The organism is Angelakisella massiliensis (genome assembly GCF_900104675.1).
In the GTDB taxonomy this organism is placed as follows: Bacteria; Bacillota; Clostridia; order Oscillospirales; family Ruminococcaceae; genus Angelakisella; species Angelakisella massiliensis.
Genome location: NZ_LT629944.1, coordinates 261,476 through 283,493 on the forward strand (window position 1 = coordinate 261,476; position 22,018 = coordinate 283,493).

Annotated in this window: 28 protein-coding genes and 2 pseudogenes; 1 reads left to right on the plus strand and 29 read right to left on the minus strand. The window is 51.6% G+C overall.

What is annotated here, in order from left to right:
* Nucleotides 1-16 precede the first annotated feature (16 nt).
* The 5 genes from mobQ to BQ5383_RS01755 all read right to left on the minus strand — a co-directional run bounded on the left by mobQ (nt 17) and on the right by BQ5383_RS01755 (nt 3,324).
* Complete coding sequence (gene mobQ / locus BQ5383_RS01735) at nt 17-1,606, minus strand: MobQ family relaxase (protein ID WP_071429075.1); 1,590 nt, start codon at nt 1,604-1,606, stop codon at nt 17-19.
* A gap of 190 nt (nt 1,607-1,796) precedes the next feature.
* Nucleotides 1,797-2,213, minus strand: a complete 417-nt coding sequence (locus BQ5383_RS01740; RefSeq protein ID WP_071429076.1) for a pyridoxamine 5'-phosphate oxidase family protein — start codon at nt 2,211-2,213, stop codon at nt 1,797-1,799.
* A 291-nt stretch (nt 2,214-2,504) separates the two neighbouring features.
* The gene (locus tag BQ5383_RS01745; protein WP_207646799.1) at nt 2,505-2,804 is read right to left on the minus strand and encodes a DUF3847 domain-containing protein; all 300 of its coding nucleotides are present in this window, start codon (nt 2,802-2,804) and stop codon (nt 2,505-2,507) included.
* On the minus strand, nt 2,797-3,138 hold the full coding sequence (locus BQ5383_RS01750) for a DeoR family transcriptional regulator (protein WP_071429078.1): 342 nt from the start codon (nt 3,136-3,138) through the stop codon (nt 2,797-2,799). The genes BQ5383_RS01745 and BQ5383_RS01750 overlap by 8 nt, the downstream gene beginning before the upstream one ends.
* Nucleotides 3,139-3,324, minus strand: a complete 186-nt coding sequence (locus tag BQ5383_RS01755) for a hypothetical protein (RefSeq protein ID WP_071429883.1) — start codon at nt 3,322-3,324, stop codon at nt 3,139-3,141. It lies immediately after the preceding gene.
* 532 nt (nt 3,325-3,856) lie between these two features.
* Between BQ5383_RS01755 and BQ5383_RS01760 the strand changes: the two genes are divergently transcribed.
* Nucleotides 3,857-4,678 (plus strand): helix-turn-helix domain-containing protein, encoded by an 822-nt coding sequence (locus tag BQ5383_RS01760; RefSeq protein WP_071429079.1) that lies wholly within the window; start codon nt 3,857-3,859, stop codon nt 4,676-4,678.
* Between the two features lie 53 nt (nt 4,679-4,731).
* Here the strand turns inward: BQ5383_RS01760 and BQ5383_RS01765 are convergent, their stop codons facing one another.
* The 24 genes and pseudogenes from BQ5383_RS01765 to BQ5383_RS01865 form a co-directional block, all read right to left on the minus strand.
* Entirely contained in the window at nt 4,732-5,184 is a 453-nt protein-coding gene (locus tag BQ5383_RS01765) for a GNAT family N-acetyltransferase (RefSeq protein WP_071429080.1), read from the minus strand.
* Nucleotides 5,185-5,196: 12 nt separating this feature from the next.
* Nucleotides 5,197-6,096: a GrpB family protein gene (locus tag BQ5383_RS21840; protein ID WP_071429081.1), complete on the minus strand. Its 900-nt coding sequence runs from the start codon at nt 6,094-6,096 to the stop codon at nt 5,197-5,199.
* A 35-nt stretch (nt 6,097-6,131) separates the two neighbouring features.
* A complete protein-coding gene (locus BQ5383_RS01775; RefSeq protein ID WP_071429082.1) occupies nt 6,132-6,773 on the minus strand; it encodes a Vat family streptogramin A O-acetyltransferase in 642 nt (213 codons plus the stop codon).
* Nucleotides 6,774-6,801: 28 nt separating this feature from the next.
* On the minus strand, nt 6,802-7,095 hold the full coding sequence (locus tag BQ5383_RS01780; protein WP_476726756.1) for a helix-turn-helix domain-containing protein: 294 nt from the start codon (nt 7,093-7,095) through the stop codon (nt 6,802-6,804).
* Nucleotides 7,096-7,286: 191 nt separating this feature from the next.
* Entirely contained in the window at nt 7,287-8,912 is a 1,626-nt protein-coding gene (locus tag BQ5383_RS01785) for a recombinase family protein (RefSeq protein WP_002594230.1), read from the minus strand.
* A gap of 127 nt (nt 8,913-9,039) precedes the next feature.
* Nucleotides 9,040-9,234: a transposon-encoded TnpW family protein gene (locus BQ5383_RS01790; protein WP_002594231.1), complete on the minus strand. Its 195-nt coding sequence runs from the start codon at nt 9,232-9,234 to the stop codon at nt 9,040-9,042.
* Entirely contained in the window at nt 9,231-10,085 is an 855-nt protein-coding gene (locus tag BQ5383_RS01795) for an ATP-binding protein (RefSeq protein WP_002594232.1), read from the minus strand. Before BQ5383_RS01795 ends, BQ5383_RS01790 begins: the two co-directional genes overlap by 4 nt.
* The gene (locus tag BQ5383_RS01800; protein ID WP_425518624.1) at nt 10,082-10,843 is read right to left on the minus strand and encodes a replication initiator protein A; all 762 of its coding nucleotides are present in this window, start codon (nt 10,841-10,843) and stop codon (nt 10,082-10,084) included. Before BQ5383_RS01800 ends, BQ5383_RS01795 begins: the two co-directional genes overlap by 4 nt.
* 109 nt (nt 10,844-10,952) lie before the next feature.
* Nucleotides 10,953-11,339: a cysteine-rich VLP domain-containing protein gene (locus BQ5383_RS01805; RefSeq protein WP_002594234.1), complete on the minus strand. Its 387-nt coding sequence runs from the start codon at nt 11,337-11,339 to the stop codon at nt 10,953-10,955.
* Complete coding sequence (locus BQ5383_RS01810; RefSeq protein ID WP_071429083.1) at nt 11,329-12,954, minus strand: relaxase/mobilization nuclease domain-containing protein; 1,626 nt, start codon at nt 12,952-12,954, stop codon at nt 11,329-11,331. Before BQ5383_RS01810 ends, BQ5383_RS01805 begins: the two co-directional genes overlap by 11 nt.
* On the minus strand, nt 12,926-13,321 hold the full coding sequence (locus BQ5383_RS01815; RefSeq protein WP_002594236.1) for a plasmid mobilization protein: 396 nt from the start codon (nt 13,319-13,321) through the stop codon (nt 12,926-12,928). Before BQ5383_RS01815 ends, BQ5383_RS01810 begins: the two co-directional genes overlap by 29 nt.
* A gap of 627 nt (nt 13,322-13,948) precedes the next feature.
* Nucleotides 13,949-14,437: a hypothetical protein gene (locus BQ5383_RS01820; protein ID WP_002569239.1), complete on the minus strand. Its 489-nt coding sequence runs from the start codon at nt 14,435-14,437 to the stop codon at nt 13,949-13,951.
* Between the two features lie 168 nt (nt 14,438-14,605).
* Complete coding sequence (locus tag BQ5383_RS19835; protein ID WP_076944428.1) at nt 14,606-14,857, minus strand: desmoglein-4; 252 nt, start codon at nt 14,855-14,857, stop codon at nt 14,606-14,608.
* A 175-nt stretch (nt 14,858-15,032) separates the two neighbouring features.
* Nucleotides 15,033-15,161, minus strand: a pseudogene (locus tag BQ5383_RS19840) (Maff2 family mobile element protein); the annotation flags it as partial.
* Between the two features lie 202 nt (nt 15,162-15,363).
* Nucleotides 15,364-16,257 (minus strand): annotated as a pseudogene (locus tag BQ5383_RS01825) (VirD4-like conjugal transfer protein, CD1115 family); the annotation flags it as partial.
* Nucleotides 16,258-16,344: 87 nt separating this feature from the next.
* A complete protein-coding gene (locus BQ5383_RS01830) occupies nt 16,345-16,710 on the minus strand; it encodes a hypothetical protein (protein WP_071429084.1) in 366 nt (121 codons plus the stop codon).
* A gap of 78 nt (nt 16,711-16,788) precedes the next feature.
* A complete protein-coding gene (locus BQ5383_RS01835; RefSeq protein WP_054704492.1) occupies nt 16,789-16,980 on the minus strand; it encodes a transposon-encoded TnpW family protein in 192 nt (63 codons plus the stop codon).
* Nucleotides 16,981-17,022: 42 nt separating this feature from the next.
* Entirely contained in the window at nt 17,023-17,886 is an 864-nt protein-coding gene (locus tag BQ5383_RS01840; protein WP_071429085.1) for an ATP-binding protein, read from the minus strand.
* Entirely contained in the window at nt 17,883-18,635 is a 753-nt protein-coding gene (locus BQ5383_RS01845) for a phage replisome organizer N-terminal domain-containing protein (protein WP_054704489.1), read from the minus strand. Before BQ5383_RS01845 ends, BQ5383_RS01840 begins: the two co-directional genes overlap by 4 nt.
* Nucleotides 18,636-18,748: 113 nt before the next feature.
* Nucleotides 18,749-19,147, minus strand: a complete 399-nt coding sequence (locus tag BQ5383_RS01850) for a cysteine-rich VLP domain-containing protein (RefSeq protein ID WP_044992645.1) — start codon at nt 19,145-19,147, stop codon at nt 18,749-18,751.
* Nucleotides 19,128-19,304, minus strand: a complete 177-nt coding sequence (locus tag BQ5383_RS20965) for a hypothetical protein (RefSeq protein WP_002596503.1) — start codon at nt 19,302-19,304, stop codon at nt 19,128-19,130. Before BQ5383_RS20965 ends, BQ5383_RS01850 begins: the two co-directional genes overlap by 20 nt.
* Nucleotides 19,305-19,406: 102 nt before the next feature.
* Complete coding sequence (locus tag BQ5383_RS01855; RefSeq protein WP_015574150.1) at nt 19,407-20,120, minus strand: antirestriction protein ArdA; 714 nt, start codon at nt 20,118-20,120, stop codon at nt 19,407-19,409.
* A gap of 1 nt (nt 20,121) precedes the next feature.
* Complete coding sequence (locus BQ5383_RS01860; protein WP_015574151.1) at nt 20,122-20,463, minus strand: DUF7768 domain-containing protein; 342 nt, start codon at nt 20,461-20,463, stop codon at nt 20,122-20,124.
* Between the two features lie 50 nt (nt 20,464-20,513).
* Nucleotides 20,514-21,935, minus strand: a complete 1,422-nt coding sequence (locus tag BQ5383_RS01865; RefSeq protein ID WP_087154058.1) for a ParB/RepB/Spo0J family partition protein — start codon at nt 21,933-21,935, stop codon at nt 20,514-20,516.
* Nucleotides 21,936-22,018 lie beyond the last annotated feature (83 nt).

Here is a 22,018-nt window from a genome sequence, read left to right on the forward strand (position 1 = left end):
AAATGGCAAGCGCCTGTTAAAGCTCCATATCCTGTTTTTTCTCTGTGCGGGGCTGCTGGCGTTTCTCGGCCTGTTCCTCCCGGATACGCTGCGCCCGACCTTTGACTGCCTGCTGGATGGACGGTTTCTTGCCTGGTTTGGCGGTTTGGCGGTACTGCTCGGACGGAAGCACCTGATTGAGCCAGTGGCGCACATCCCGGAGAATCTTTACATCCTCCTGCATCGCCGACAGGCGTTCCCTGTACTCGGCCACCTCTCCGGCAAGCTGCGTCCGTTCCTCATTCAGCTTTTTGGTGCTGTACTTGGTTCCCTCCAAATGCACCTTGAAATAGCGGACAGCGGCATTATAGGCGTCCAGCTCGTCCCGATGGGCGGCGGCAAACTGTTCCTTTGGCTTCTTAAACCGGATGGCGGCATATTCCGCATGAACTGGCTTGTGGGCTTCAAAGTTGGCAATATGGGAAAGCATGGTGTCGATCTCCTTCATACGCTTTTCCTTCGGCTTCATCTCTGCCCGGATGGAAACAGCCTGTCCGCTGACGGTATCCAGATAGGTGTCAAGGCTCTCCACGGTGGACAGTTCCTTTTCCCGCAGATAGCGGATAGCGTCCATAACCTTGTTGAAGTCGTTCACAGTGCCTTTGAGCTGGCCTTTGCTCGTCCAGCCGGTGCGCTCCTCCCGGCGCAAATCCAGATATTTGCCCAGCAGCTCCGGCAGAGTGGGTTCCTTCGCTTCCTGCAAGGCTTCCAGCAGGGCGGCCTTTTTCTCCTTCAGGTCTGCAATCCAGCCTTTCAGATGGCGCACCATCTGACGGATAGACTGCATGAGCCGGTTGGCGGCGGTGATATCCCGGTTCAGGTTGCCGATATTAGTCTGTATTCCTCGTTTCTCCATCTGGCTGACCGCTGGCCCCATGTGGACGGTGGGAATTTTATCAAGCCCCTGCCGTTCATAGGAACGAAGGTCAAGGCGCTCCGGGCGGTCATTGGCTTCCAGATAGCGGTTAGCGACAGCCGCCCAGCCCTGCCGCCATATCTCGCCGTACTTCTGGTCATTCCAGTCCACGGTGTCCTCCTTGTGGCTTTTCCAGTTCCCGGACGGGAGCCGGATACGCTCGCCGTTCTCGTCAAGGTCATAAACCTTCCGGCTCTTGGGAAGCCATTTCCCGGTTTCGTCCATTGCCCGCATGGTCAGTAGGATGTGGGCGTGGGGATTCCCGTCCCCCTTATCGTGAATGGCAAAATCGGCAATCATGCCTTTGGAAACAAAAAACTCCCGGCAATAGTCCCGGATCAGGTCGGCGTGCTGCTCCGGGGGAATTTCCCTCGGTATGGCAAGCACGATTCTCCGGGCAAGCTGGGAGTTCCATTGTTTTTCTACAGCTTCGGCGGCGTTCCACAAAGTGTTGCGGTCTGCGTACTCCGGTGGAGCGTGGGGCGGCAGCATGATTTCTGTGTGGACGATCCCTCGTTTCTCGGAATAGTATTTCTGTTTCTGGTCGTACTCGGAAAACAGCCGTTCGCCGCTCTGGTAAGCTGCGGCGGCTACGGCTGACTGGCGGTTGCTGCGCTGAACGATTTTTATATCATGGTGGGGACAGGGCATAATGGCTTCCTCCTTCCTGTGGTTAATTGGATGGGGTGGTGGTTTGCCACCTCATTGTGGGCAAAAGAAAAGCAGGAAACCGTTTCTGATTTCCTGCTCGGGGTGCCGTCGGTGGACGACAGGTATTCAATTTTAAGGTGTTGCAACTACTAAAACAATTACCACGGAGTTCCAATATGCTTATCCAAAGTTAAATCTCATGTCTTGTTCCATGTGAAAGTAACAGCCCACTTGTCAATTCTATTCGCAGAATTATGGTATTTTCATCATCGAAATTATTGTGTCCATTATCAATCCATTCAGCAAAGACCTTCTTTAGCTTTTCGGCGATCACATGGTTTTCCTCTTTCCTAAAATAACCCAAATTGATGCCTTTCCCATGTGCCGTAAACCAGTCTCCCGATATTGCAACGGTAGGGTTACTTTTGATTTGTTTCATCTTGTTTGAAAGCGCATGCGTAATAATATAAAATGCACCGTTCTCATAATAAGCATTTACACTTCGCACATAAGGCACGTCATCTTTTACCGTTGCTAACGCAATAACAGTATCTTTACCAAAACGTTCAATCATTATCTTTTCAGCTTCTGGGCTCATTTTTTTCATCAATAGTTCCTCCTCTCGACTTCCAATTTGAAGATAGCTTTATTATACTTCATCCATCCAAATAAGCATATGCGGAATTTGTAAACTTGTCGGACGGGAACAGCTTGCAGGGCAAGGTGTTCCCGGGCGGCAAGTCCACAAAGGGGTAGCTGGCGCAGCCAGCGCAGGGGAAGCGTAGCGTCCCCTGTGGTGATTGGAAGCAGCCGCAAGTGTGCTGGAAATCATCCGCTTTCCGCAGGAAGCCCCCGACAGGGCGCAACGCACCGGCTCGACCGGTGTATAGTTGCGCCCTTACTCCGTAAGGGGTTTCCCGGCTACCCGACCTTTCACGCTTTCTGCAACAACTTCTTTCATGCCAGTTTGGGAAAATGCCTGTTTCAAAATGTCCATCACATCATCGTCCGTCAGCACTTCCGGCCTTAACAGGAAACTTTCCAGCATAGCCCCTCTGGTACAGAGGCGGTGCGTCCGTTCTTTCCGGGTAAGCTGCTTTATCTGGTGTTCCAGTATCTTTTCTTCATGCTGCGCCCGCCGCAGTCTGGCTTCGCCTTGGGCAAGCTGCCGGTTGAGCTTTTCCAGCTTTTCATTCATCACGGCAGCCCTCCTTTTTGGGAAGCAGCGTGTAAATGCGGTTCGGCTCTCCCACGCCCCGGCGCACCCGCAGGATCAGTCCGGCGTCCTCCAATTCTTTCAGGGAACGCTTGACGGTCACAGAGCTGCGGGACAAGGCTGCTGCCAGCTCCACAATGGGGAAACGGACAAACAGTATCCCGTTGGTATCCTCCGCACCTTCCGTAAGGGTGGCGTCCAGCAGACGGGCATACATGACTTTTGCAGTGCTGCTGACCGGCAACCGCAGCATGGCGGCGGGAAGTGGCATGCAGGGCGGCAGAACGGTGTCTGCGGTCATAAATTCAAAGTCCATTTAGTTGGTTTTCTCCTTTCGCTTGGCTCGTTTGGACAGGTAACAGGGGCAGTCGATCACGACAGCCCGGAAGCTCTGTTTACACTCATGCTGACACTTCCGGCACAGGTCGTTGTAGGCCACACGCCCCCGGTCATTGAGGAAGAAGGACAGCTCCAACTTCCGTTTCTTGCTCATTCTCGGCATGGTGCCTCCTATCATAGAAAATCCGCCCATTTCAGCTGTAACGGTAGAGATGGGCGGATAGCGGTTTCTGGTGTCATGTTTCGGGGCAATTTTCAAAGAAAATACGGCCATAGAGCCGTCCTAAAAAGCCCCATAGTATCACGGACAGGGCAGACTACGCCCCGCCCATTTGTCATGTTTGGGTAGCGTTTTGGTGTCAGTTCTGCCGGGTCTCCCTGATGTCGTTCCTGCCCCTGAATCTCACAGCAGCGTTTTGTTCCCGTTGGTACGCTCGCTGCGGTCAAGGTTCCTCCAACTCCTTGCCGCAGGTCGTTGCGCTACATCGCCAGGGAGCATATCCCATCAGGCCGGTCATTCGATTGGAATAATCCATCGATGAACTGACTTAATCATAGCTCATTTTTGAACCCTTTCCCGTATGTCCAGAAAGTAGGAATACCGCCCCAAAATCGAAAATTTCCACGATTTCGGAACGGTATGGTATAATGATTATATATGCTCGAAAACCACATGGGAAGGGAGTGGCAAACCGATGAAAGACCATGTTTCTTTGCAAGAACGCTTGAAAGATTTACGGGTCGAAAAGGGCTTGAAGCTGGAAGAACTGGCGGAAAAGACCGGCATTTCAAAATCTGCTTTAGCCAGCTATGAAAATGAAGAAAACCGAAATAAGGAAATCAATCACGGCAACCTTATCACACTGGCAGACTTTTATGAGGTGTCCATTGACTATCTGTTCTGCCGGACAGAAAACCGGGAGCAGATAAATACCCCGCTGTCCGAACTGCATTTGACTGATGAAGCTGTGGCGCTTCTGAAAAGCGGACGGATCAATACCCGGCTGCTGTGCGAGATGATGTCCCACGAAAAATTTGCGGAACTGATGGCTGACGCAGAAATCTATGTGGATGGAATGGCTACCATGCGGTTCCATGACATCAATAGTGCTTTGGCCGCTGTCCGGGCAATGATACTGGAAAAACATCCCGAAGCCGCCGCAGACCGTTCCTTGAAAATTCTGGAAGCCGGTCAGATAGAGGAAGAAGATTTTTTCTGCCATGTGACACACAAAACATGGGACGCTATCCTTCACGATATACGCAAAGCCCATGAGAACGATATGGAGAGTGCGCCGGATACCACGCCAGCCGATGAACTGATAAGGGAAGTCCGAAAGGCCATGCAGTCCACTGGCGATAGGGTGCAGGAATTTTTGGAAATCTTCTGCAAGGCGTTCCAGCTAAAATACAAGCGGCTCACAGACGAGGAAAGAACTACCCTGAAAAGGCTGTTCAAAAGATCGCCGCTGATTAAAAATTCCGGGATCAACTTCCGTCGCAGGCCGTGGAAATGAAAACTGCCGTTGTGGGAACAGGCGTTCCTGCAACGGCAGCGTCTTTGTTGTAGTTATTTGTGAATGTACATTCTTGTCATGTCCGGCTCATTATTACCCTGAACCATACACAAGAATTCCCAGCCATATTTTTCATAAAAACTTGTATGGTCTGTAATCAAATAAAGTGGGGCAATTCCTTTAGATCTCATATCTTTTACAACCATGTCAAGTAACTGTCCCGCAATTCCTCGACAGCGATAATTCTCTTCCGTATATAATGCACATACATTTGGCGAAAGGTCTTTTCTATTGTGAAAATCATTTTCTATTACACCCAGACCACCTATAATAAGCTCGCCATCTAAGCAAAGATACCAGCCGTATTCCGTTTCATTTTTCAGGTAGGATTCCATACATTCAAGATAGGCTTCTTGCGGTACGCCCCATTTGGCATGAAACCATGCAGCGGCGGTTTCTTTTAATTCTGGTATTTGTCTTAATGTGACATAGCTATATTCATTCATATCCATGCTTCTTTATATCCACCAGTTGGAAGTAATATCCCCCAATGTGACTATTTTTTTGTTCTCATAGTCCAACATAATTTCAATAGAATGATAATTCTCTGGCATGAGTTGTGTCATAAATTCCCGACACGCACCGCAAGGTGGGATAGCGTTTCCATTCCGATCAATCGCTATAACACGGCGAATATAATTTTCTCCGTTTGTAATCATGTTGGCAATCGCATTTCTTTCTGCACACATTCCCAATGAGCAAGCAGTATCAATGCAAACGCCGACGTAGATATTTTCTTTTTCGGTAAAAATTGTAGCGGAAACACTTCCGGCTTCAATCAATGGAGAAATTACTCTTTCCTGTTGTACTTTCCTTGCGGCGATATACATTTTATCCCATGTACCATCAAATTGAGAGAACGCCAGTTTTTCAATTTCACGCACAAAATTCTCTTTTCCGTCACAATATCCATCAATATCATACGGAAATTTCTTTGCAAGTTCTGTTTTTATTTTTGCGTATTCTTCTCGCTCCTTTTCATGGGTACGCATATAATCACGAAAAGCAAGGTGACGCCCGATATTATTCCAGTCGTCTGCCTGGAAAATATGAATTTGATGGGTTCGCTCATCACCACCTTTGCGAAGATAGCGTCTACCCTCTATGCCAAATTCTCCAAGATATTCATAACCTATGTCGGAAAACTTTTCTGCATCAATATCCACTCTCTCAAGACTTCTGACAACTGCCATAATATCAATAATTGGTTTAGCGGCTAAACCTTCCACAGAAGTGCTTCCAATGTGGTAAATTGCTATGCAATTATCCGCAAGAATATTTCTAATCAGCAAAGACTCTTCTTTATACTTGTTTTTCCATAAGGGACTATACTCTATTACTGTTATGTGTTGACTCATTTATTTCCACCATCAAAACATCAATTCCAACAAAATTACACCTCGATTATGTTGCGGATCTGTTCCAAGTCACCGCTGCATAACGCCTTGAGATTTGCGAATATTTTCTCTGGTGACCAGTCCCACCATTTTATTTCTTGCAAGTATGCAATAAGCTCATCATCAAAGCGTCTTTTTATTATTTTGCAAGGATTTCCACCGGCAATACAGTAGGCGGGAATGTCTTTTGTTACAACAGAATTTGCAGCTATAATTGCACCATCTCCGATATTCACACCCGGCATTACAGTAACATTTTGCCCAATCCAGACATCATTTCCAACCACGGTATCACCCTTTAGCGGCAAGTCCGCCAAAGTCGGAGTGAACTGTTCCCAGCCACCGCCCATAATATTAAAAGGATAGGTAGTAACGCTGCACATTCGATGATTTGCACCGTTCATTACAAACTCTATTCCCTTAGCTATAGCACAAAATTTACCTATAATCAATTTATCACCGAGGAATTCGTAATGATGCGTTACGTGTTCTTCAAATCTTTCTGCGCCATTTATGTCATCATAGTAAGAATATTCGCCCACTATGATATTGGGGCGGGTAATAACATTTTTAATAAAGCACACACTCTTAATTGCCTCATTCGGATAAATTGCATTCGGATTTGGTCCGTATTGCATATATATAACCTCCTCATAGATCTTTGTTTTATTCTTTACTTTGATTAGCCCCATCTACTTCCAACTCAATCACATCTAAAATGCCACAATGCAGGGTTTCACAGATACGAAGAAGCGTTTTCATACTGATATGCTCGCCCTTGCCCATGTTGGCAATTATATTGGTGGTCAGACCGGCGGCAAGCCGCAAGTCCTCTTTTCTCATACCACGCTCTTTCAATGTGTTCCATAATGGCTGATAGCTGATGTGCATAGGCTTCCCGTCCCTCTTTCCATCGTCCAGCGTTCTGTATCCATTATAGCAGAAATCTTGTGTTTCCACAATATTTCTTGACCGCACCGCCGATTCCGTCTGGATTGTGCTTTTCCTTTCTTCACTTTTGTTACATCTAATTAGCCATCAGCTGCTTCATACCCTGGCTCTTTGCTTATGTGTGATAAAGAAGTAATAGAAGTGTAAAAAATTTTGCCGTTCCTATCCGGCACATGAGGTATGTCGGATAGGTCGGGCGGTTAGGTGTCGGGCAGTTCTACCTTGCCGACAAAAGAATAATAGATTTCGATTTCCTGTCTGCGTAACTTGCCCCGGCGTTTCCCGTCAAGGGCAACGCTTTCATGGACAACGATTTTCTCCACAAACTCCCGCAGCAGAGTAGGGGTAAGTTCTTCAATGGTAGTGTGCCTGCGTACCACATTCATAAACTTTTCAGCGTTTGCGGTGGCTTCCTGCGCTTTGGAAAGTTCTTCCCGCAGTCTGGCGGCACGTTCTTTCAGTTCTTTCTGCTCGGCTTCATAGTCTGCCGACAGCTCTGTGAAACGCTCGTCCGATATGCGCCCGGTTACGCTGTCCTCATACAGCCGCTTGAAGATAGCAGATAACTCGGCTATGCGTTTCTCGGCGGCTTCCAGCTCCTTTTTCTTGGCGGCGTTCCTGCGTCTGTCCCCGTCCTCATTCTGCTCGATTAAAAGCTTCATAAACCGGGCTTCATGCTTTGCCGCATAGCTGGTAACTTTCCGCAGATTGGAGAGTACGCCAGCGGTCAAGAGGTCAGTGCGGATAAAGTGCGCTGTGCAGTCGGCGGTGCGTTTCTTGTAGCTTCCGCAGATATAACAGTCCTGCTTGCGCTTGTCCGTCTGGTATCGCTGCTGGTACATGACGCTGCCGCAGTCGGCACAAAAGAGTATGCCGGAGAACAAGCCCACTTCGTCATAACGGTTGGGGCGTTTGCGCTGCTTGCGTAACTCCTGCACCCGTTCCCACGTTTCCCGGTCAATGATAGGCTCATGGTGGTTCTCAAAAACCGCCTGCTTTTCCGGGGGATTTTCTATGCTGTGTTTCAGCTTGTAGGACGGCTTCTCGGTCTTAAAGTTTACCAGACAGCCCGTATATTCCCGGTTTTCCAGCAGATGAACCACGGTATTGGTCGCCCACTTGCACTCATAGCCGGGGTGGTAGCGGCGGGTGCTGCCCGTCCTGCGGTATTCCAGCGTCCCCGGCGTGGGGATTTGCTGCTCGGTCAGCATACGGGCTATCTTGGTCGGACCGTTCCCGGCAAGGCAAAGGCTGTAAATCTGCCGTACCACCGGGGCGGCTTCCTCGTCAATGATAAAGTTTTCGTCCTCGTCCATGAGGTAGCCATAGACGGGCTTGCTTGTGATGGGCTTTCCGCTCATGCCCTTAGAGCGTTTTACTGCCTTGATTTTCTTGCTCGTATCTCTCACCAGCCATTCGTTAAAAATGTTCCGCAGCGGGGCAAAATCATTTTCCCCCTGTGCGCTGTCCACTCCGTCATTGATAGCGATGAAGCGGACACCTTTCTGTGGGAAAATCATTTCTGTGTACATTCCCACCTGTAAGTAGTTTCGCCCTAACCTCGACATATCCTTGACGATAACTGTCCCGACTTTCCCTGCTTCAATGTCTGCAAGCATGGCTTGAAATCCGGGTCTTTGAAAGTTCGCACCGGAATAACCGTCGTCGGTGTACCAGCGCAGATTAGAAAATCCATTCTGTTTGGCATAGGTTTCCAAAATCCTCTTTTGGTTGGAAATGGAATTGCTCTCGCCTTGCAGCTCGTCCTCATGGGACAGTCTTGGGTAAAGGGCGGTAATGAGTTGCTGGGTGGTCTGTCTTAACATAAATTCCTCCGTTTCCGACAGCCAGCCCCACTATTCCGTACCTTGATTGTACCACATGGGGCGGCTGTCTGTATAGCGGCAAAAGCGTCAAATCTGCTTCTTTACGGTCGGTAAAAATGACGGTTTTTCAATCAGGCTTATCACAGGTCAAATATCCGGCGGCGGCTTCTGCTTCCAGCACTTTCATCATCTTGTCAGCGGCGGTGTCGGTCGCCCCCTCCTTGAAAAAGCCAGACACCACAAGGATTGTGTTGCCTATCCTCGTTTCGGTCACGCAGTCCGGGCGGCGGGCAGGGCGTTTGTTTCTCTGGGTGTCGGTCATAGGCAAATCTCCTTTCCGGCAAGCAGCCGTTTCAGCTGTTCCATTTTTCCCTGTGCGGCGGCTTTCCTCAAATTCTCCCCGGTAAAGCAGAGAGGGGAACACATTTCAAGCAGGCGGTCATAAATCCGGGCGTGGGCGGTGTCCTCCGGGTGCTGCAATTCCTCCAGCGTGAGGTTGGTCGTCACAATCAGCGGCTTCCTGCTCCGGTAGCGGCTGTCAATCACATTGTAGACCTGTTCCAGACCGTATTCTGTGCCACGCTCCATTCCAAAATCGTCAATGATGAGCAGGGGGAAGCTGCAAAGGCGGGAAATATATTCGTTCCTGCCCGCAAAGCTGGCGGCAAGGTCGTTTAATATTGCTGCAAAGTTTGTCATGCACACCGGGACTTCCTGCTCCATGAGGGCGTTTGCAATACACCCGGCAAAATAGCTTTTCCCAGTGCCTACCCTGCCCCACAAGAGCAGCCCGTAGTTCCCGTCCTTTATCTGTTCCCAGCGTGCCACATATCCGGCGGCGTTCTTCATCTGCGGGCAGCTGCCGTTATCGTTGGCAAATGTCCAGTCCTGCATGGTCTTGTCTGTAAAGCCCTGCCGTTTCAGCCGTTCCACCGTTTCAAGGTGGCTGCGCCGCTTCTCGGCGGCTTCCCGTTCCTTACGGGCTGCCCGCTGGCAGTCGCACTCTGACGGGTGGCGGTCACGCCCGAAAAAGGTCTTGCCCTCCGGGAAATAGGCTTCTTTGGGTTTCCGGCATTTGCCGCAGTATAAAAGCCCGTCCTCCCCGGTGTAATCCTCCGGCTCGGCTGTGGTGTCGGTCATAGGCAGTATGGTGTTGTGGATTGTATCGGTCATAGGCTTTCTCCCTCCTTGAATGAATAGTCCGGTATGCCTTTCTTTGGCTTCTCTTTGGCAGCGTCCTCCTGCGCCCACTTGTAAATGGTGGCTGCATGGCTCTGGTACTGCTTCCCGGTGGAAGCGATGTGGCAGGAAAGGCGGTCAAGGTAATACTCCCACTTGCCGGGGAAGTCCTGTTCCAGCTCCAAAAGTTCTGTGTCAGAAAGAAATACATTTTTATATCTGCCATAAGCGGCGGGGGGCTGCCCCTCACTCGCTCCTTTTGTTTGGCTCTCTATTAGGTTGTTTATATTAGTTTGGTTAGGGGACGGTTTTCCGACCGTCATAAGGTCAGTTTTCCGGCTGTCAGTTGGTCGGTTTCCCGCCCTTATGAGGGGCGGTTTTCCGTCCGTCAGTTGGTCGGAAAACTGTACCACTGGGATAGGCGGCACTTTCACATACAGACGGTTGGCGGCAGAAAAGCCCGTCCGTCTGCGTTCCAGCAGCCCGGCAGCGTCCAGTTCGTTCAGTGCGCCCTTTATGGTGGTGCAGCCTTTATCCAGCATTTCCGCTATCTCTGCTATGGGGTAGACAATGTATGTCCGTCCCTCGCTGTCCTGCCAGCCGTTCTTCTGCGAAAGGGTGGAACGGTCTAACAGCAGCGCATATAACTCTCTTGCGGTGTGGGATAGGTCTGTTTCCAGCAGGAAACGGGGGTAAGGCAGGTAAGCGGGCAGCTCCGTTCCTGCGGTCATATAATCAGCGATAGGGTTCACCTCCTTGTGGTGTCTGTCTGTGGGTTCTGTTACGCTTTTAGGGGGCGTTTTTAAGGGAAAAGGATAAATGTATCACGCACCCTTTGACACCCTCCAAAAAAGCCTTGATTTATGCGGGTTTGAAATGCCCTAAAGCGTGACATTTCTCCCTTTGTTTCCGCTTCCGTTTGGCGGCGTTTATCCGCTTCATGCGTCCGGCGCAGTCCGGGCAGTATTTCCCCCGGTTGGATTTTGGGAAGAAGAACGCCCCGCAGACAGCGCAGCGTTTCCGGCTTCCCCGGCGCAAGAGGGCGGCTTCCAGTGCTTCATCAAGGGGCAGGACAGCGGCGGTAAACCAGCGGCAGAGCAGCGAATAGCTGATACTCTGTACACACACGCAAGGCTCGCCGTCCTCCAACAGCAGGCAGTTCCCGCTGTCATAGTTGCAGCACTCATGCACAAGGCGGCGGGCTGCCCGGTACTGGCGGTAGTCCATGCGGGGGATATTACCGTTCATGGCTCTGCTCCTTTCTGCGCTGCGGCTCGCTCCGGCGTAAAATCTGGTCGATATTGCCCTTGACAGTCTGCAAGCGGCGGTACTCCTCCCGTTTTGCCCGGTAATCGTTGTAGCCGCTGTTTTTCTCTTTGATAAGGCTTTCAATCTCTGCTTGCAGGGATTTATAGCTCGGCAGCTTGGAAATGCCGTTCTCCCTGAAATAGCGGGCGGCTGCGTCTGCTATGATAAAGTCACTTTCATGCTTCTGACGGTAGGCTGCTTTTGCTTTGGCGTTTTTCTGCTGTTTCAGCCCGTCCCGGACAGGGCGGGTCTTGAAATAGGCAAGCACCTGCCGTTGCAGCTCCTTTTTCCCGTTCAGCGTCTTTTCCACCTGCTTCAACCACGCAAGGCTTTCCTGCATGGCGGCATAGGCGGCAGAACAGGCTTCGTCCAGTTCCTCCGGGGAGGAAAAGCCGTACTGCTGATAGGCGGTAACGGTAGCTGCCATTTGCTTTAGGTTGTGCTTTGCCGCCCAGCGGTCATAGCCCACGCCCTTGCCCTCGGCTCGCTTGGCTTCCCGGTCAACCATGCGCTGCAAGGTGTTGTCTGCCGGGGTGGTTTTTGCAGCTTTTTCCCCTTGTAACGGCTTTTTAACTGCGGCAGGGTATTCGGGTATGGCTTTGGTCTGTTCGGCAGCTCTGTGGGCGTTCTGCGTGAGCAGGGCAAGGACAGCAGCCTTGTCAAAATCGTCCCCCAGCTTTCGGGCTGTGATAGGCTTTGTCCTGTCCGGCGTGAGGTAGGAAAGCCGCCCCCGGCTCTCCTTGACGGTCACACCCTCCCGCAGCAAAAGGGAAGAAAACTCGTCAAAGCTGCCAGCTTGGGAAAGTGCCTGCCGTATCGTCCGGCGCAGCTTCGCCTTGTCCGTTTCAAACTTGGTGGGCTTGGTCGGCTGTCCGGCGGCTTCTCTGGCGGCGTTCTCTTTGTCAAGGGCAAGCTGCCCTTTCTTTGCCGCCCAGTATTCCCGTTCGGTTATCCGTTCCTTGCTGCCGTTCAAGAGGTCGATTTGGTAAAGCCCCTCCCGGTGGCACATTTCCATGACTTCGCTCTTGAAATATTCCATAGCGGCGTTGGTGCAGCGGTGCTTGCAGCCCTCCAGCGTGTCGGCTGGTCTGTCCATGTAGGGCAGAAGCGGGACTTCGTAAATCCGCAGGGAGTTGATGACGATATGCACATGGATATTCCCGCTGTGGTTATGCCCGTCCGGGTGGGTGCAGATTAGGGCTTGGTGTCCGGGGAAATGCTCCTTGCAGAACTGCTCGCCCAGCTCCTGCGCCCGGTCTACGGTCAAGCCGTTGTCTGTCCCGTCCCGTGGGTCAAAGCTGATGATATAGTGGTGGCTTTTCACATCTTCCCGTTTTTGGTTTTTCTCATAGCGGAGATTGGCTCGCATACAGGCAACAGCGAAATCCTCGCCCCCGCAGTTGAGGGAAGAAATGCGGTAATCCTCCCTCGGTATCAGCCGCCCGTTTTCATCAAGGGTGGCTTTCATGGTAAACTCGTCATGCTCAAATGTGAGATAGGCTTCCGCTGCGCCATAGTCGGCGTTTTTAGAGCTGATATGTTTGAATGTTGCCAACAGCGTCACCCACTTTCTGCAAGACTTCAAACTTTAGGGCAGCAAGGTCGGAAACCGCCGCCCGTACCTCCCCGGCAAGCTGCGGATAGGGACTGTGCCACTCGTTCAGCGTCCGGGCTATCTGGTTTAAGTTGCCGCCGATCCTCCCGTATTCGGCGGTCAGCTTCCCGACAGCGGCAAGCAGCTCGTCATTGATGGGGGAAACGGTTATGATGGGGCGTATGGCTGCCCCGGTTATGGCTTGCCGGATAAACTCGGCTTGGCTCATGTGGTAAGCAGAAAGCCGCTGGGCAAACTCGGCGTATTCTTCCTCGGTCATGCGTGTTTTGACTACCCGGCTGCGGTGCGGCGTGTTGTATCGTTTCATAGGTGGTTGACCTCCTTTCTGTGCGTGGTGTCCTCTCACTAATAGGAGAAAAACAGGGTGTGAAGCGGAACTGTTTTTGAAAAATCCGAAAAATATTTTGAGGGGTTTTTCAGCGGCGCAAGCCGCATAAGCAGGGTTTGGGGAAGGCACTCCCCAACAAGATTCCCGCAGGGGCAAAATGAGCGATAAGCGAATTTTGGCACCTCGGTAGAATCTTGCTCTAAGAAACTGCCGGCCTGCCGTTCACTTGCTACTGCCACTTTTTCAGAAAATCTATAACCAGCTTTTTTTATAAAAGGCTGCGGGCTGGCGTTTTTCCCTTACTCCCTACAAACCACAAAAGAGCAGAATGGACGGACTTTCCGGCAAGAACTTTTCCGGCGGCTCGGTCTTTCCCGACAATAAGGCGTTTCGGAAGCTGCGTTTTGCCCGCTGTCTGAAAAAAATGGCAGCCTTTTTTGGTTTCACTGTCTAATACGGAACTTTTGGAAATTTGCCAAAAATGGACGCAAAAAAAGCAGCAAATCTTTTTCGGATTTACTGCTTCATGTGCCGCTGCGGTGCGGCGGGATGGATATTCAGTTGAAATAAAAGAGGATGGTGGTACTTTAGTCTATCGACTCTTTACTAACTATTAGGTAATCTTGAAAGATTTTCCTTGAATTTATCTAAAGAATGTTCATTGTTTCCCGCAAAAATAAGTGGAATTGTATATTCATATGATATGCCATTTTCATAGTCCGATAATTGTATTTTTATAGTATCATCCCTCTCATCTTTAGGTGCTATATATATGAATGAATTTTTATTTATATCAGATATTTTCCCTTTTTCAGAAGAAACAGTATAACCCCAGTCTGTTAAATTTGTCTTTATTGTAACTTCTGTTTCTGTTTCTTTTCTAGTCTGCAATGCTGTTTTATCGATTTGGATATCAAAAGGAGTCGAACCTAACAATTCACTGTTTATATTTACAAGTTCTTCTCCATTTGTTTTAGAAATATTAGATTCATCTTCATAATTTTGTTGAGATTCATCTTTTGGTGTTTCTCTGTTACATCCTAATAAAAAGCATAAAATAATTAGTACTAATACAGAAAGTTGTTTTTTTTGCATTTATTTCTCCTTTCATATTATCAAAGAAAGCACTGAGAGTACTTTCAAGAAATTTTGAAATATTCTCAATGCTTTCTATTTTTTGATTATAAACTTGCCGGTAATGATACTATGTTAATTTATCTCTTTCGCGTAACCTTTGTTGCAATATACACATGCACCATTCACTCATTTGTGAGACATTTCAATCGTCTCAACTTCATAAATGCTTACTTCTCCACAAATTAAACATTGTTTGTAATTATATACATGACGTGTCGCACATTTATCCCAGTCATCATATATACCAGGCATTTCATCTTCATATCCATAGTACTGGGGAGAACCCCAACTATGAGTATGAGCGGCAAATACAGTCATTGGAGCAGCTACAATTCCAGCTACTACTGAAAGTGCTAAAATAGATTTTCTTAAATTCATAAGTTCCTCCCTTTCCTTAAAAATACATAGCTCTTTGTTACATTGTCATTTTAACATAATAATTGGTAAAATGCAATAATTTATTTTCTATTTACGAGAAAATACTGTGCATATTATCTTATTTAGGAATAGTTAAGGCGGCTACCTAAATCTTTTTATTACTTTACCGCACATGAGCATTCGCGCCGGGGTTATCGGAGCCGTAGCCCTCCAGCAGGTTGACAACGCCCCACACGCCAAGGCCAGCGCCGAGGGCAATAACGAGGGTCTGCAAAGTGTTGATGGCAGAAGCGAAAAACTGCATATATTACTCCTTTTCTCCGGGCTATACCCGGCCATGAAAAAAGCCGCCCCGTGTAGGGCGGCAGCGTCCGTACCTCGGGACTCGTCGGCACAAACTTCGCTTTGCTACTTTGGGACAAAATGTCCCAAACTCCGCACGCTCCGTTGCGCCTCCTCTTCCCACAAAATCGCTGATTTTGCGGGAACCCTAAAAGCCCAAGGTTTTATACAAAAGCGTCTGGATCGTCGAGGTCGTCATAGTTGAGGATGTCCTCGTCCTCTTCTGTGAGCGCCTCGGCGGGCACATCCACTTCGTACACCTCACAAGCCTCGTTGGGGCCGGGCCGCCTGCGGCGGTTTATCAGCCTGTCGAGGTTAAAGGCGTTTTTCTTGTCGGCCTCAGCCGTAAACTTGTAGTTGGGGTGTTGCTTCAGATCGTATTTGCGGGAATAGAACGGGGGCAGGCCCCGGAGCTGCAAGATGCACCGATCACCGGGCATTGTGGCAAGCTCGCTGGGGGTCATCAGCTCCCGGCCCAGCCGCTGGATGTTTTGGCTGTAACTTTCGGACTGGCCCCGTGTGCGGCCATCCGTCTGCATGGAGATCGTGGACTTGCCCAGCCAGTTTTCCGATATTTCCTTGATAGTGCTGGCCTCGCGGCCACCGAGGAATATCACGCTGTCCATGTTGCCGAGGATCGTTTCCGCATTTTTATCGTAAATGGCCTTGCATTGAGCAAGCTGCTGATAGAGCAGTACAAGGCTCACCTCGCGGGAACGAATGACGGCCACCAGCTTTTCCAGCCCCGGCACTTGGCCCGTATTGGCCGCCTCGTCCCACAGGACGCGCACATGATGGGGCAAGCGGCCCCCATGCACATTGTCGGCCCGTTCACACAGGAGATTGAACATCTGCGAAAAAGCGAGAGCGACCAAAAAATTGTAGGTGCTGTCCGTATCGCTGATGCAGAAAAATGTTGCCGTCCGTCTGTCACCCATACGGTCAAGTTCCAGTTCATCGTAGCTCATAATCTCCCGGAGCTGGGGGATGTCAAAGGGAGCCAGACGAGCACCGCAGGAAATCAAAATGCTTTTGGCCGTCTTGCCCGAAACGAGTTGTCAAGGACTTTTTAATCAAATTCACAAAAAGGCCACAAAAAAAGTGCCAGAAGCACTTTCATGCTCCTGACACTCAGGCGAGTAGAGTTACTTGCGGCCGCTTAGCAGTTCGTCGCAAATGTACGCATATTCCGGCAGTTGGTCGATATAGGGTTTCCAGCGCCGCTTAATCTCGGCCAGTTCCAGCGGATCGGCGTCCTCGAAGTCATGGTCGTTTCCAGTCATTCCGAAAACATCCAGTGCTATATCATTCAAGCACTCATAACAAAGGCTGGCAGCGGACTCTATCCAGTTTCCGGTGTCAATATAGATCGGGTCGATAGATATTGCCAGCCACACATAGCCGACCTTGTCCGACCAAACCAAATCATAACCAGTCATTTGTTGGATGTGTTTCTCGAACACTTTACGGACGCGCTCAATCTCATTTTTCTCTTTTTCTGTGTACAGCATTTTCATGTCCTCCTTGGATAAAAGTTTTGGTGTGTACCGTCATCAGTTTAACACAAGGCGACTGGCTTTATCAGCCGGTCACATCTGCTGTATCTCGTTTTTGAGCATACGCTTGATTTTGTCGCTCATGGTTTCGGTGCTGGTCTGGCTGAAATGGACGCGCACCTTGTAGGTGGTCTTGCCGATTTTCTTTACCAGCGCGGGGGCATCCTCCGGCGCTCTGGTAGGGGTGGTGTCTGCGGTCTGTATGGTACGGGTTTCTTCGCTCATGGTGCTCCTTTCTCCGGGCGGGGCTGTGCCGTCCGGCAAAAATTACTCATGCTTGCGGTTTACAATGTCTTTCGCCGCCTGTCTGGTGGCCCCGGCGTTTTCCTCCCGGAAGTTTTTCCCGGCAAAGAGGATCGGGGCGCACCGTTCCAGGATGCGGTCATAGATACGGGCGTGGGCCAGATCGGGCGGGTTTTTGAGTTCGGCCAGCTTCAGGTTGGTGGTGATGATCATGGGCCTGCGGCTGCGGTAGCGGCTGTCAATGACGAAAAACATCTGCTCCATCGCATACTCGGTACTGCGCTCCACACCCAGATCGTCAATGATGAGCAGGTCGTACTCGTCAAAGCTGGCGATAAAGTCAGCCCTGTCCTCAGAGAACATCCCTGTCAGGCGGTTCAGGATGGTGGGAAAGTTTGTCATCAGCACCGGCACATCCCGGTCAAGCAGGGCGTTGGCGATACAACCGGCGAAAAAGGACTTGCCGGTTCCCACATCCCCAAACAGAAGCAGGCCGGTGTTGTTTTTGTATGCCTCCTTCCAGTTCTCCACATAGGCGCGGGCCTTGTCCATCAGGGGATTTTTGCCGTTGTCATTGGCAAAGGTGTAGTCGTACAGATAGCGGTCTTGCAGGCCCTGGGCCTTCCTGCGCTTGATACGCTCCATGCGGCGCTGCCGTTCCTCGGCGGCCTTGCGTTGTTCCTCGGCCTCCCGCTGGCACTGGCAGATACAGCGGGGCATGAAGTAGCCGGGTTTCCCAAAGCATGGCACAACGGTCTGCCTCTGGCCGCCGCACTTTTTACAGTGAATGAGGCCGTCTGCCGGGTCTATGTACTCGTCCCCGGCCAGTTCCATACCGGCGGCTGCCTTGTCGATCAGTGCCCGGATTTCTGCGGTAATCTCCATCATACGGTTTCATCCTCCTTTACGCTGTAATCCCGGTTTCGGGTGGGCGGGGCCGCTTTCTTCGCGTCCTCACCGGCCCAGCGCCGGATGGTGGCGGCATGGCTCTGATACCGCTTGCCGGTAGAGGCCATGTACTCGGACAGCTTTTCGATGTACTGGCCCCATACGGTGGGAAAGCTGGCCTGCAAGTCCGCCAGTTCCTCGTCTGTCAGGAAAACATTCTGGTAACGGCCATAGGCGCGGGCGCTCTCACTCTCTCTATTCTCTATACTCTTATCTCTAATATCTAATCTCTTATCTCTAATCTCTGGTGGACAAATGTCCCCCCGGCTATATGGTGGACAAATGTCCGCCCCGTCGGATGGGAGCAGTTTTTGACGCTTCAACCGCATACGCTCTTTCTTTTTCCGTTCCCCCTCGGTAGAGGACTGGCCGATCAGCAATTGGATGTCGGCCATGTAGTAGGCCCCGTCGGTCAAAATCTCCACAAGGCCAAATTCGAGGAACACCTTCAAGGCCCGTTCCACCGTCCCCACCTGATGGCGGGTAAAGGTGGCGATGGTCTGGGGCGTGTGGGGCAGATGGTCGTTGAGCATGAGAATACCGCCGCTTTTGAGTGACATGAGGTACATTTTCAGCAGCAGATTGGAGTACAGCAGGCCGTCCTGCATACTCTCCAAAATAACCATTGTTTCGCTGTTGTAGAAGTTTTCTTTCAGCTTGAGGTAGTAATATTTTCGATTGTCTGACATGGGTTCCTCCTTGGGGTTTATTTCAGGGGTCTGTACGCCTTTAGAGGGCCGTTTTGGGGGCCAGAGGATAAATCTATCAGGCCCCCAGCGACACCCTCAAAAAAAGCCTTGATTTACAAGGGGTTTTCGGCCCCTAAAGCGTGACATTTCGCCCTTTGTTTCCGCTTGCGCTGGGCGGCCTTGATACGCTTCATGCGTCCGGCACATTCCGGGCAGTATTTGGCCCGGTTGGAGCCTGGGGTGAACAGCGCCCCGCAGACGGCGCACCGCTTGGCGTCCAGGCGGTGGAACAGGGCCGTTTCCAGCTCTCTGTCCAGTGGCAGCACCGCCGCCCGGAACCACCGGCACAACAGGGAGTAGGAAATGGACTGGACACAGACACATTCCTCCCCATCATCCAGCGCGATACAGTTGCCGCCGTCGTAGTTGCAGCACTCATGTACCAGCCGCCGCGCTCTGCGGTACTGGCGGTAGTCCATGACGGGGACGGGTTCAGGCTTGCTTTTCTTCATGCTGGCACTTCCCGCACCCGCCGCAGTTGCCGCAGCCCTGGCAGGCATGGGCCTCCGGCTCCGGGCCGGTGGGCGCGTCTGCCGGTTCCGGCTGCAAGAGGGCAAGGGGCAGGCGGATATTCAGGTGGACAGTGACGGGTAAAATAATCTGCTTCATACTGGCCCGGACGGAAACTGCAACAGTACGCCGGGAAATATCTTCTTCTATCAGCTATGCCGCCTCCTTTCTCACCTCGGGACAAGTTGTCCCAAGGTGGGGTTATCGTTCCGTATGGCCCAGCGTGGGCCGTTTCCGTTCCCCCTCCAGCGAGGAACGGTCTATAATTTCCTTGAAAGCTGACATCTGCTCCCGGATGGACAGCTTGGGCATGGAGAAAACGCGGTGCTCGTCGGGAATGTCATCCCGGCCCGTGTAGTGCTCTATAAAGCTGCTGCGGTTGTCGGCCACATATCCACCGGGGGCATAGTGGCCGCCGTCATTGATCCGCACATCCCGCCCGTATGCCTCATAGTCGATATAATCAATGAGGTGTTCCGGGACTTCCACACCGCCGAACTCCAGCACATACATACGGCCCAGCTCCTCGTCACTACGGACACCGGAATAGAACTCAAAGCAATCCAGATTTTGCGTGAGGTTGATTAAGTCTTTTACGCTACCTGTGTATTCGCCAGCGTCTATGACCGCCTCAAACTTTTCTATATCGCTCTGATCCATTTCCGACAGCAGCGCGGCCAGATAGTTGAGCTCGTCAATGCTTTCATATTCGCCCAAGTGCTCATGCAGCCCCAGTACATCGCCGTCAAAGCTGGTTATGAAAATCTCCTCATACCGTATGCCGTCCACGCCGATGCGCTTTAAGAGGGACTGTACCTCCTCCGCCGTGGTGGGAAATTTCAGCGTTTCGCCCACAAGCTGCCCCTCGGCATATTTGCCGAGGTTGGTAATGTAGGCTTCCAGCAGGGCCGCCATATCAGCGGCGGCCCTGTCCCTTGACCGTCAAGATGCCCTCCAGCGTGGTTGCCGTGATACCCAGCCGCTGGGCAACAGCAATATCGTTCTTCATAGCCTCGGTGACGGTATGGCCGCACACCACCAGCACATGAGAGCGTTTGAGCAGATTACGGGCCATGTCGATCCCGCTTTTATGCTCCTCGGGAATGGCATCATTGAGGAACAGGGGATGGAACAGCGTGGGGCAGATGGGCGAAAAGCCCGCCTCATACACGCTGCGGCAATACTGCGCCGCCTGTTTTGCGTTTTCGGCATCGCTGCCGCACCACGCAGCGGTGATATATGCGAGGGGTCGTTTCATTGTTAAAACCTCCATTCAATGAAAAAACCTCGGGACAAATTGTCTCGAGGTTACAGGCTCTTATCCGTTTTCTTTTCGGGCTTGCCCAGCTCGGGGGGCTGCTTGGCCTTCCAGTCATCCAGCAGGGCCATGATCTGATCCTTCATCTGACGGGGGGACTTGTCCTTGCCGAAATACTTTTCCAGTTCCGCGCTATTGATAATCACCTTATCAACCTCCTTCTTTTCTTCCATCAAAATGCCGTCGATCACATCGCCGTTCAGCTTGCCCTCTTGATCCAGCTTGCGGAGCCGCTGGGCTTGGGATAGGGACGGAGAGGACTGCTGGCCCTCAATGGACACGGCGATATACTTCTGATGTTTGGGCCGGATAAAGGAAATCTCCACGGCGGGGGTAAATGCCAGCTTTTTTTCGTCCAGCATTTTCTGCAAATCCGGCACCAGCTCGGTCAAGCGGATATACCGCTGTACCTGTTTGTAGTTCATGCCGTTGCGATCACCCACGATCTGCGTGGAGCGTTTACCCGCCTCCTGTGCGTCCTCACCGGGACGAGCGCCTTGGTGCTTGATGGCCTCCACCTGCATTTTCAAAGACTGTGCCTTTTCCGTGGGCAAAATCTTTTCGCGGTGGCGCAGGTTGTCATCCGTCATAGCGAGGATGGCCTCGTCATCGGTCATGTTACGGACAATACAGGGCATATTCACAAACCCGGCCAGCTCGCTTGCCCTCTGGCGGCGGTGGCCCGCGATGATCTCATACCCGCCATCCTCGGTGGGGCGCACCAGCGCGGGCTGGTTTACACCACTTGCCCGGACGGACTCCACAAGGCCCTGCATCTCGGCATCGTCACGGACACCAAAGGGATGGTTTTTGAACGGGCGCAGCTCGGACAGATTGAGGTAGACAATTTCCTCTTTTTCTGCGCGGGTAGCGTCACGGGGCGCGGCGGGCTGCTCCGGCGCGGCAGGGGCGGGAGCCTCCTGCGGATTGGGTGCAGCATTTTCCGGGGCAGCCTTACTTTGGGACATTTTGTCTCGCGTGGGCGGCTTGGCCTTGTCGGGGGCCGCCTTGTCAGCCTTTGCCGGGCGGCCCTTGCTGGCCTTGGCCGCTGCTTTGTCCTTCGACTCCGTGGTTTTCTGCTTGGGAGCCTTTTCCTTCGGGGCCTTGTCCTTTCCGGCCTCCTCACGGGCGGCGGCGAAATCCACCACCTTGCCAGAGGGAGCAGGGGCAGGATCACTCTTGTCCGGGGTGGCAGTCTGCTTGGCCTCCTTGTCGGGCTTGAGCGGCTCGGGAGCCGCAGGGCTGGGAGCCTCCGGGACGGTGGGCTCCGCCTTTTCTGCGGGAGCTGCCTTTTCAGCCGGGGCGGGATCTGCCACAACGGGCTCGGCCTTGCCGGGAGCAGGCTGCTCCTGCGCGGGGGCCGTGTCAGTCGTTTCTGCCTCGGGGCCGATATTCTTTTTATCGTCTGCCAATGTCAAACCTCCTTTGTCTTGAAATGAAAAAAGCCAGCCCGATGGCTGGCAGCAGATAAGGGACTCCTCCTTTCAAGTTGTGG

Bases quoted from the DNA above. Each gene is read 5' to 3' on its own strand.
- mobQ (WP_071429075.1), bottom strand. From the start codon at position 1,606: ATGCCCTGTCCCCACCATGATATAAAAATCGTTCAGCGCAGCAACCGC.
- BQ5383_RS01740 (WP_071429076.1), bottom strand. From the start codon at position 2,213: ATGAAAAAAATGAGCCCAGAAGCTGAAAAGATAATGATTGAACGTTTT.
- BQ5383_RS01745 (WP_207646799.1), bottom strand. From the start codon at position 2,804: ATGAATGAAAAGCTGGAAAAGCTCAACCGGCAGCTTGCCCAAGGCGAA.
- BQ5383_RS01750 (WP_071429078.1), bottom strand. From the start codon at position 3,138: ATGGACTTTGAATTTATGACCGCAGACACCGTTCTGCCGCCCTGCATG.
- BQ5383_RS01755 (WP_071429883.1), bottom strand. From the start codon at position 3,324: ATGCCGAGAATGAGCAAGAAACGGAAGTTGGAGCTGTCCTTCTTCCTC.
- BQ5383_RS01760 (WP_071429079.1), top strand. From the start codon at position 3,857: ATGAAAGACCATGTTTCTTTGCAAGAACGCTTGAAAGATTTACGGGTC.
- BQ5383_RS01765 (WP_071429080.1), bottom strand. From the start codon at position 5,184: ATGAATGAATATAGCTATGTCACATTAAGACAAATACCAGAATTAAAA.
- BQ5383_RS21840 (WP_071429081.1), bottom strand. From the start codon at position 6,096: ATGAGTCAACACATAACAGTAATAGAGTATAGTCCCTTATGGAAAAAC.
- BQ5383_RS01775 (WP_071429082.1), bottom strand. From the start codon at position 6,773: ATGCAATACGGACCAAATCCGAATGCAATTTATCCGAATGAGGCAATT.
- BQ5383_RS01785 (WP_002594230.1), bottom strand. From the start codon at position 8,912: ATGTTAAGACAGACCACCCAGCAACTCATTACCGCCCTTTACCCAAGA.
- BQ5383_RS01790 (WP_002594231.1), bottom strand. From the start codon at position 9,234: ATGACCGACACCCAGAGAAACAAACGCCCTGCCCGCCGCCCGGACTGC.
- BQ5383_RS01795 (WP_002594232.1), bottom strand. From the start codon at position 10,085: ATGACCGATACAATCCACAACACCATACTGCCTATGACCGACACCACA.
- BQ5383_RS01805 (WP_002594234.1), bottom strand. From the start codon at position 11,339: ATGAACGGTAATATCCCCCGCATGGACTACCGCCAGTACCGGGCAGCC.
- BQ5383_RS01815 (WP_002594236.1), bottom strand. From the start codon at position 13,321: ATGAAACGATACAACACGCCGCACCGCAGCCGGGTAGTCAAAACACGC.
- BQ5383_RS01820 (WP_002569239.1), bottom strand. From the start codon at position 14,437: ATGCAAAAAAAACAACTTTCTGTATTAGTACTAATTATTTTATGCTTT.
- BQ5383_RS19835 (WP_076944428.1), bottom strand. From the start codon at position 14,857: ATGAATTTAAGAAAATCTATTTTAGCACTTTCAGTAGTAGCTGGAATT.
- BQ5383_RS01830 (WP_071429084.1), bottom strand. From the start codon at position 16,710: ATGCTGTACACAGAAAAAGAGAAAAATGAGATTGAGCGCGTCCGTAAA.
- BQ5383_RS01835 (WP_054704492.1), bottom strand. From the start codon at position 16,980: ATGAGCGAAGAAACCCGTACCATACAGACCGCAGACACCACCCCTACC.
- BQ5383_RS01840 (WP_071429085.1), bottom strand. From the start codon at position 17,886: ATGATGGAGATTACCGCAGAAATCCGGGCACTGATCGACAAGGCAGCC.
- BQ5383_RS01845 (WP_054704489.1), bottom strand. From the start codon at position 18,635: ATGTCAGACAATCGAAAATATTACTACCTCAAGCTGAAAGAAAACTTC.
- BQ5383_RS01850 (WP_044992645.1), bottom strand. From the start codon at position 19,147: ATGAAGAAAAGCAAGCCTGAACCCGTCCCCGTCATGGACTACCGCCAG.
- BQ5383_RS20965 (WP_002596503.1), bottom strand. From the start codon at position 19,304: ATGAAGCAGATTATTTTACCCGTCACTGTCCACCTGAATATCCGCCTG.
- BQ5383_RS01855 (WP_015574150.1), bottom strand. From the start codon at position 20,120: ATGGCGGCCCTGCTGGAAGCCTACATTACCAACCTCGGCAAATATGCC.
- BQ5383_RS01860 (WP_015574151.1), bottom strand. From the start codon at position 20,463: ATGAAACGACCCCTCGCATATATCACCGCTGCGTGGTGCGGCAGCGAT.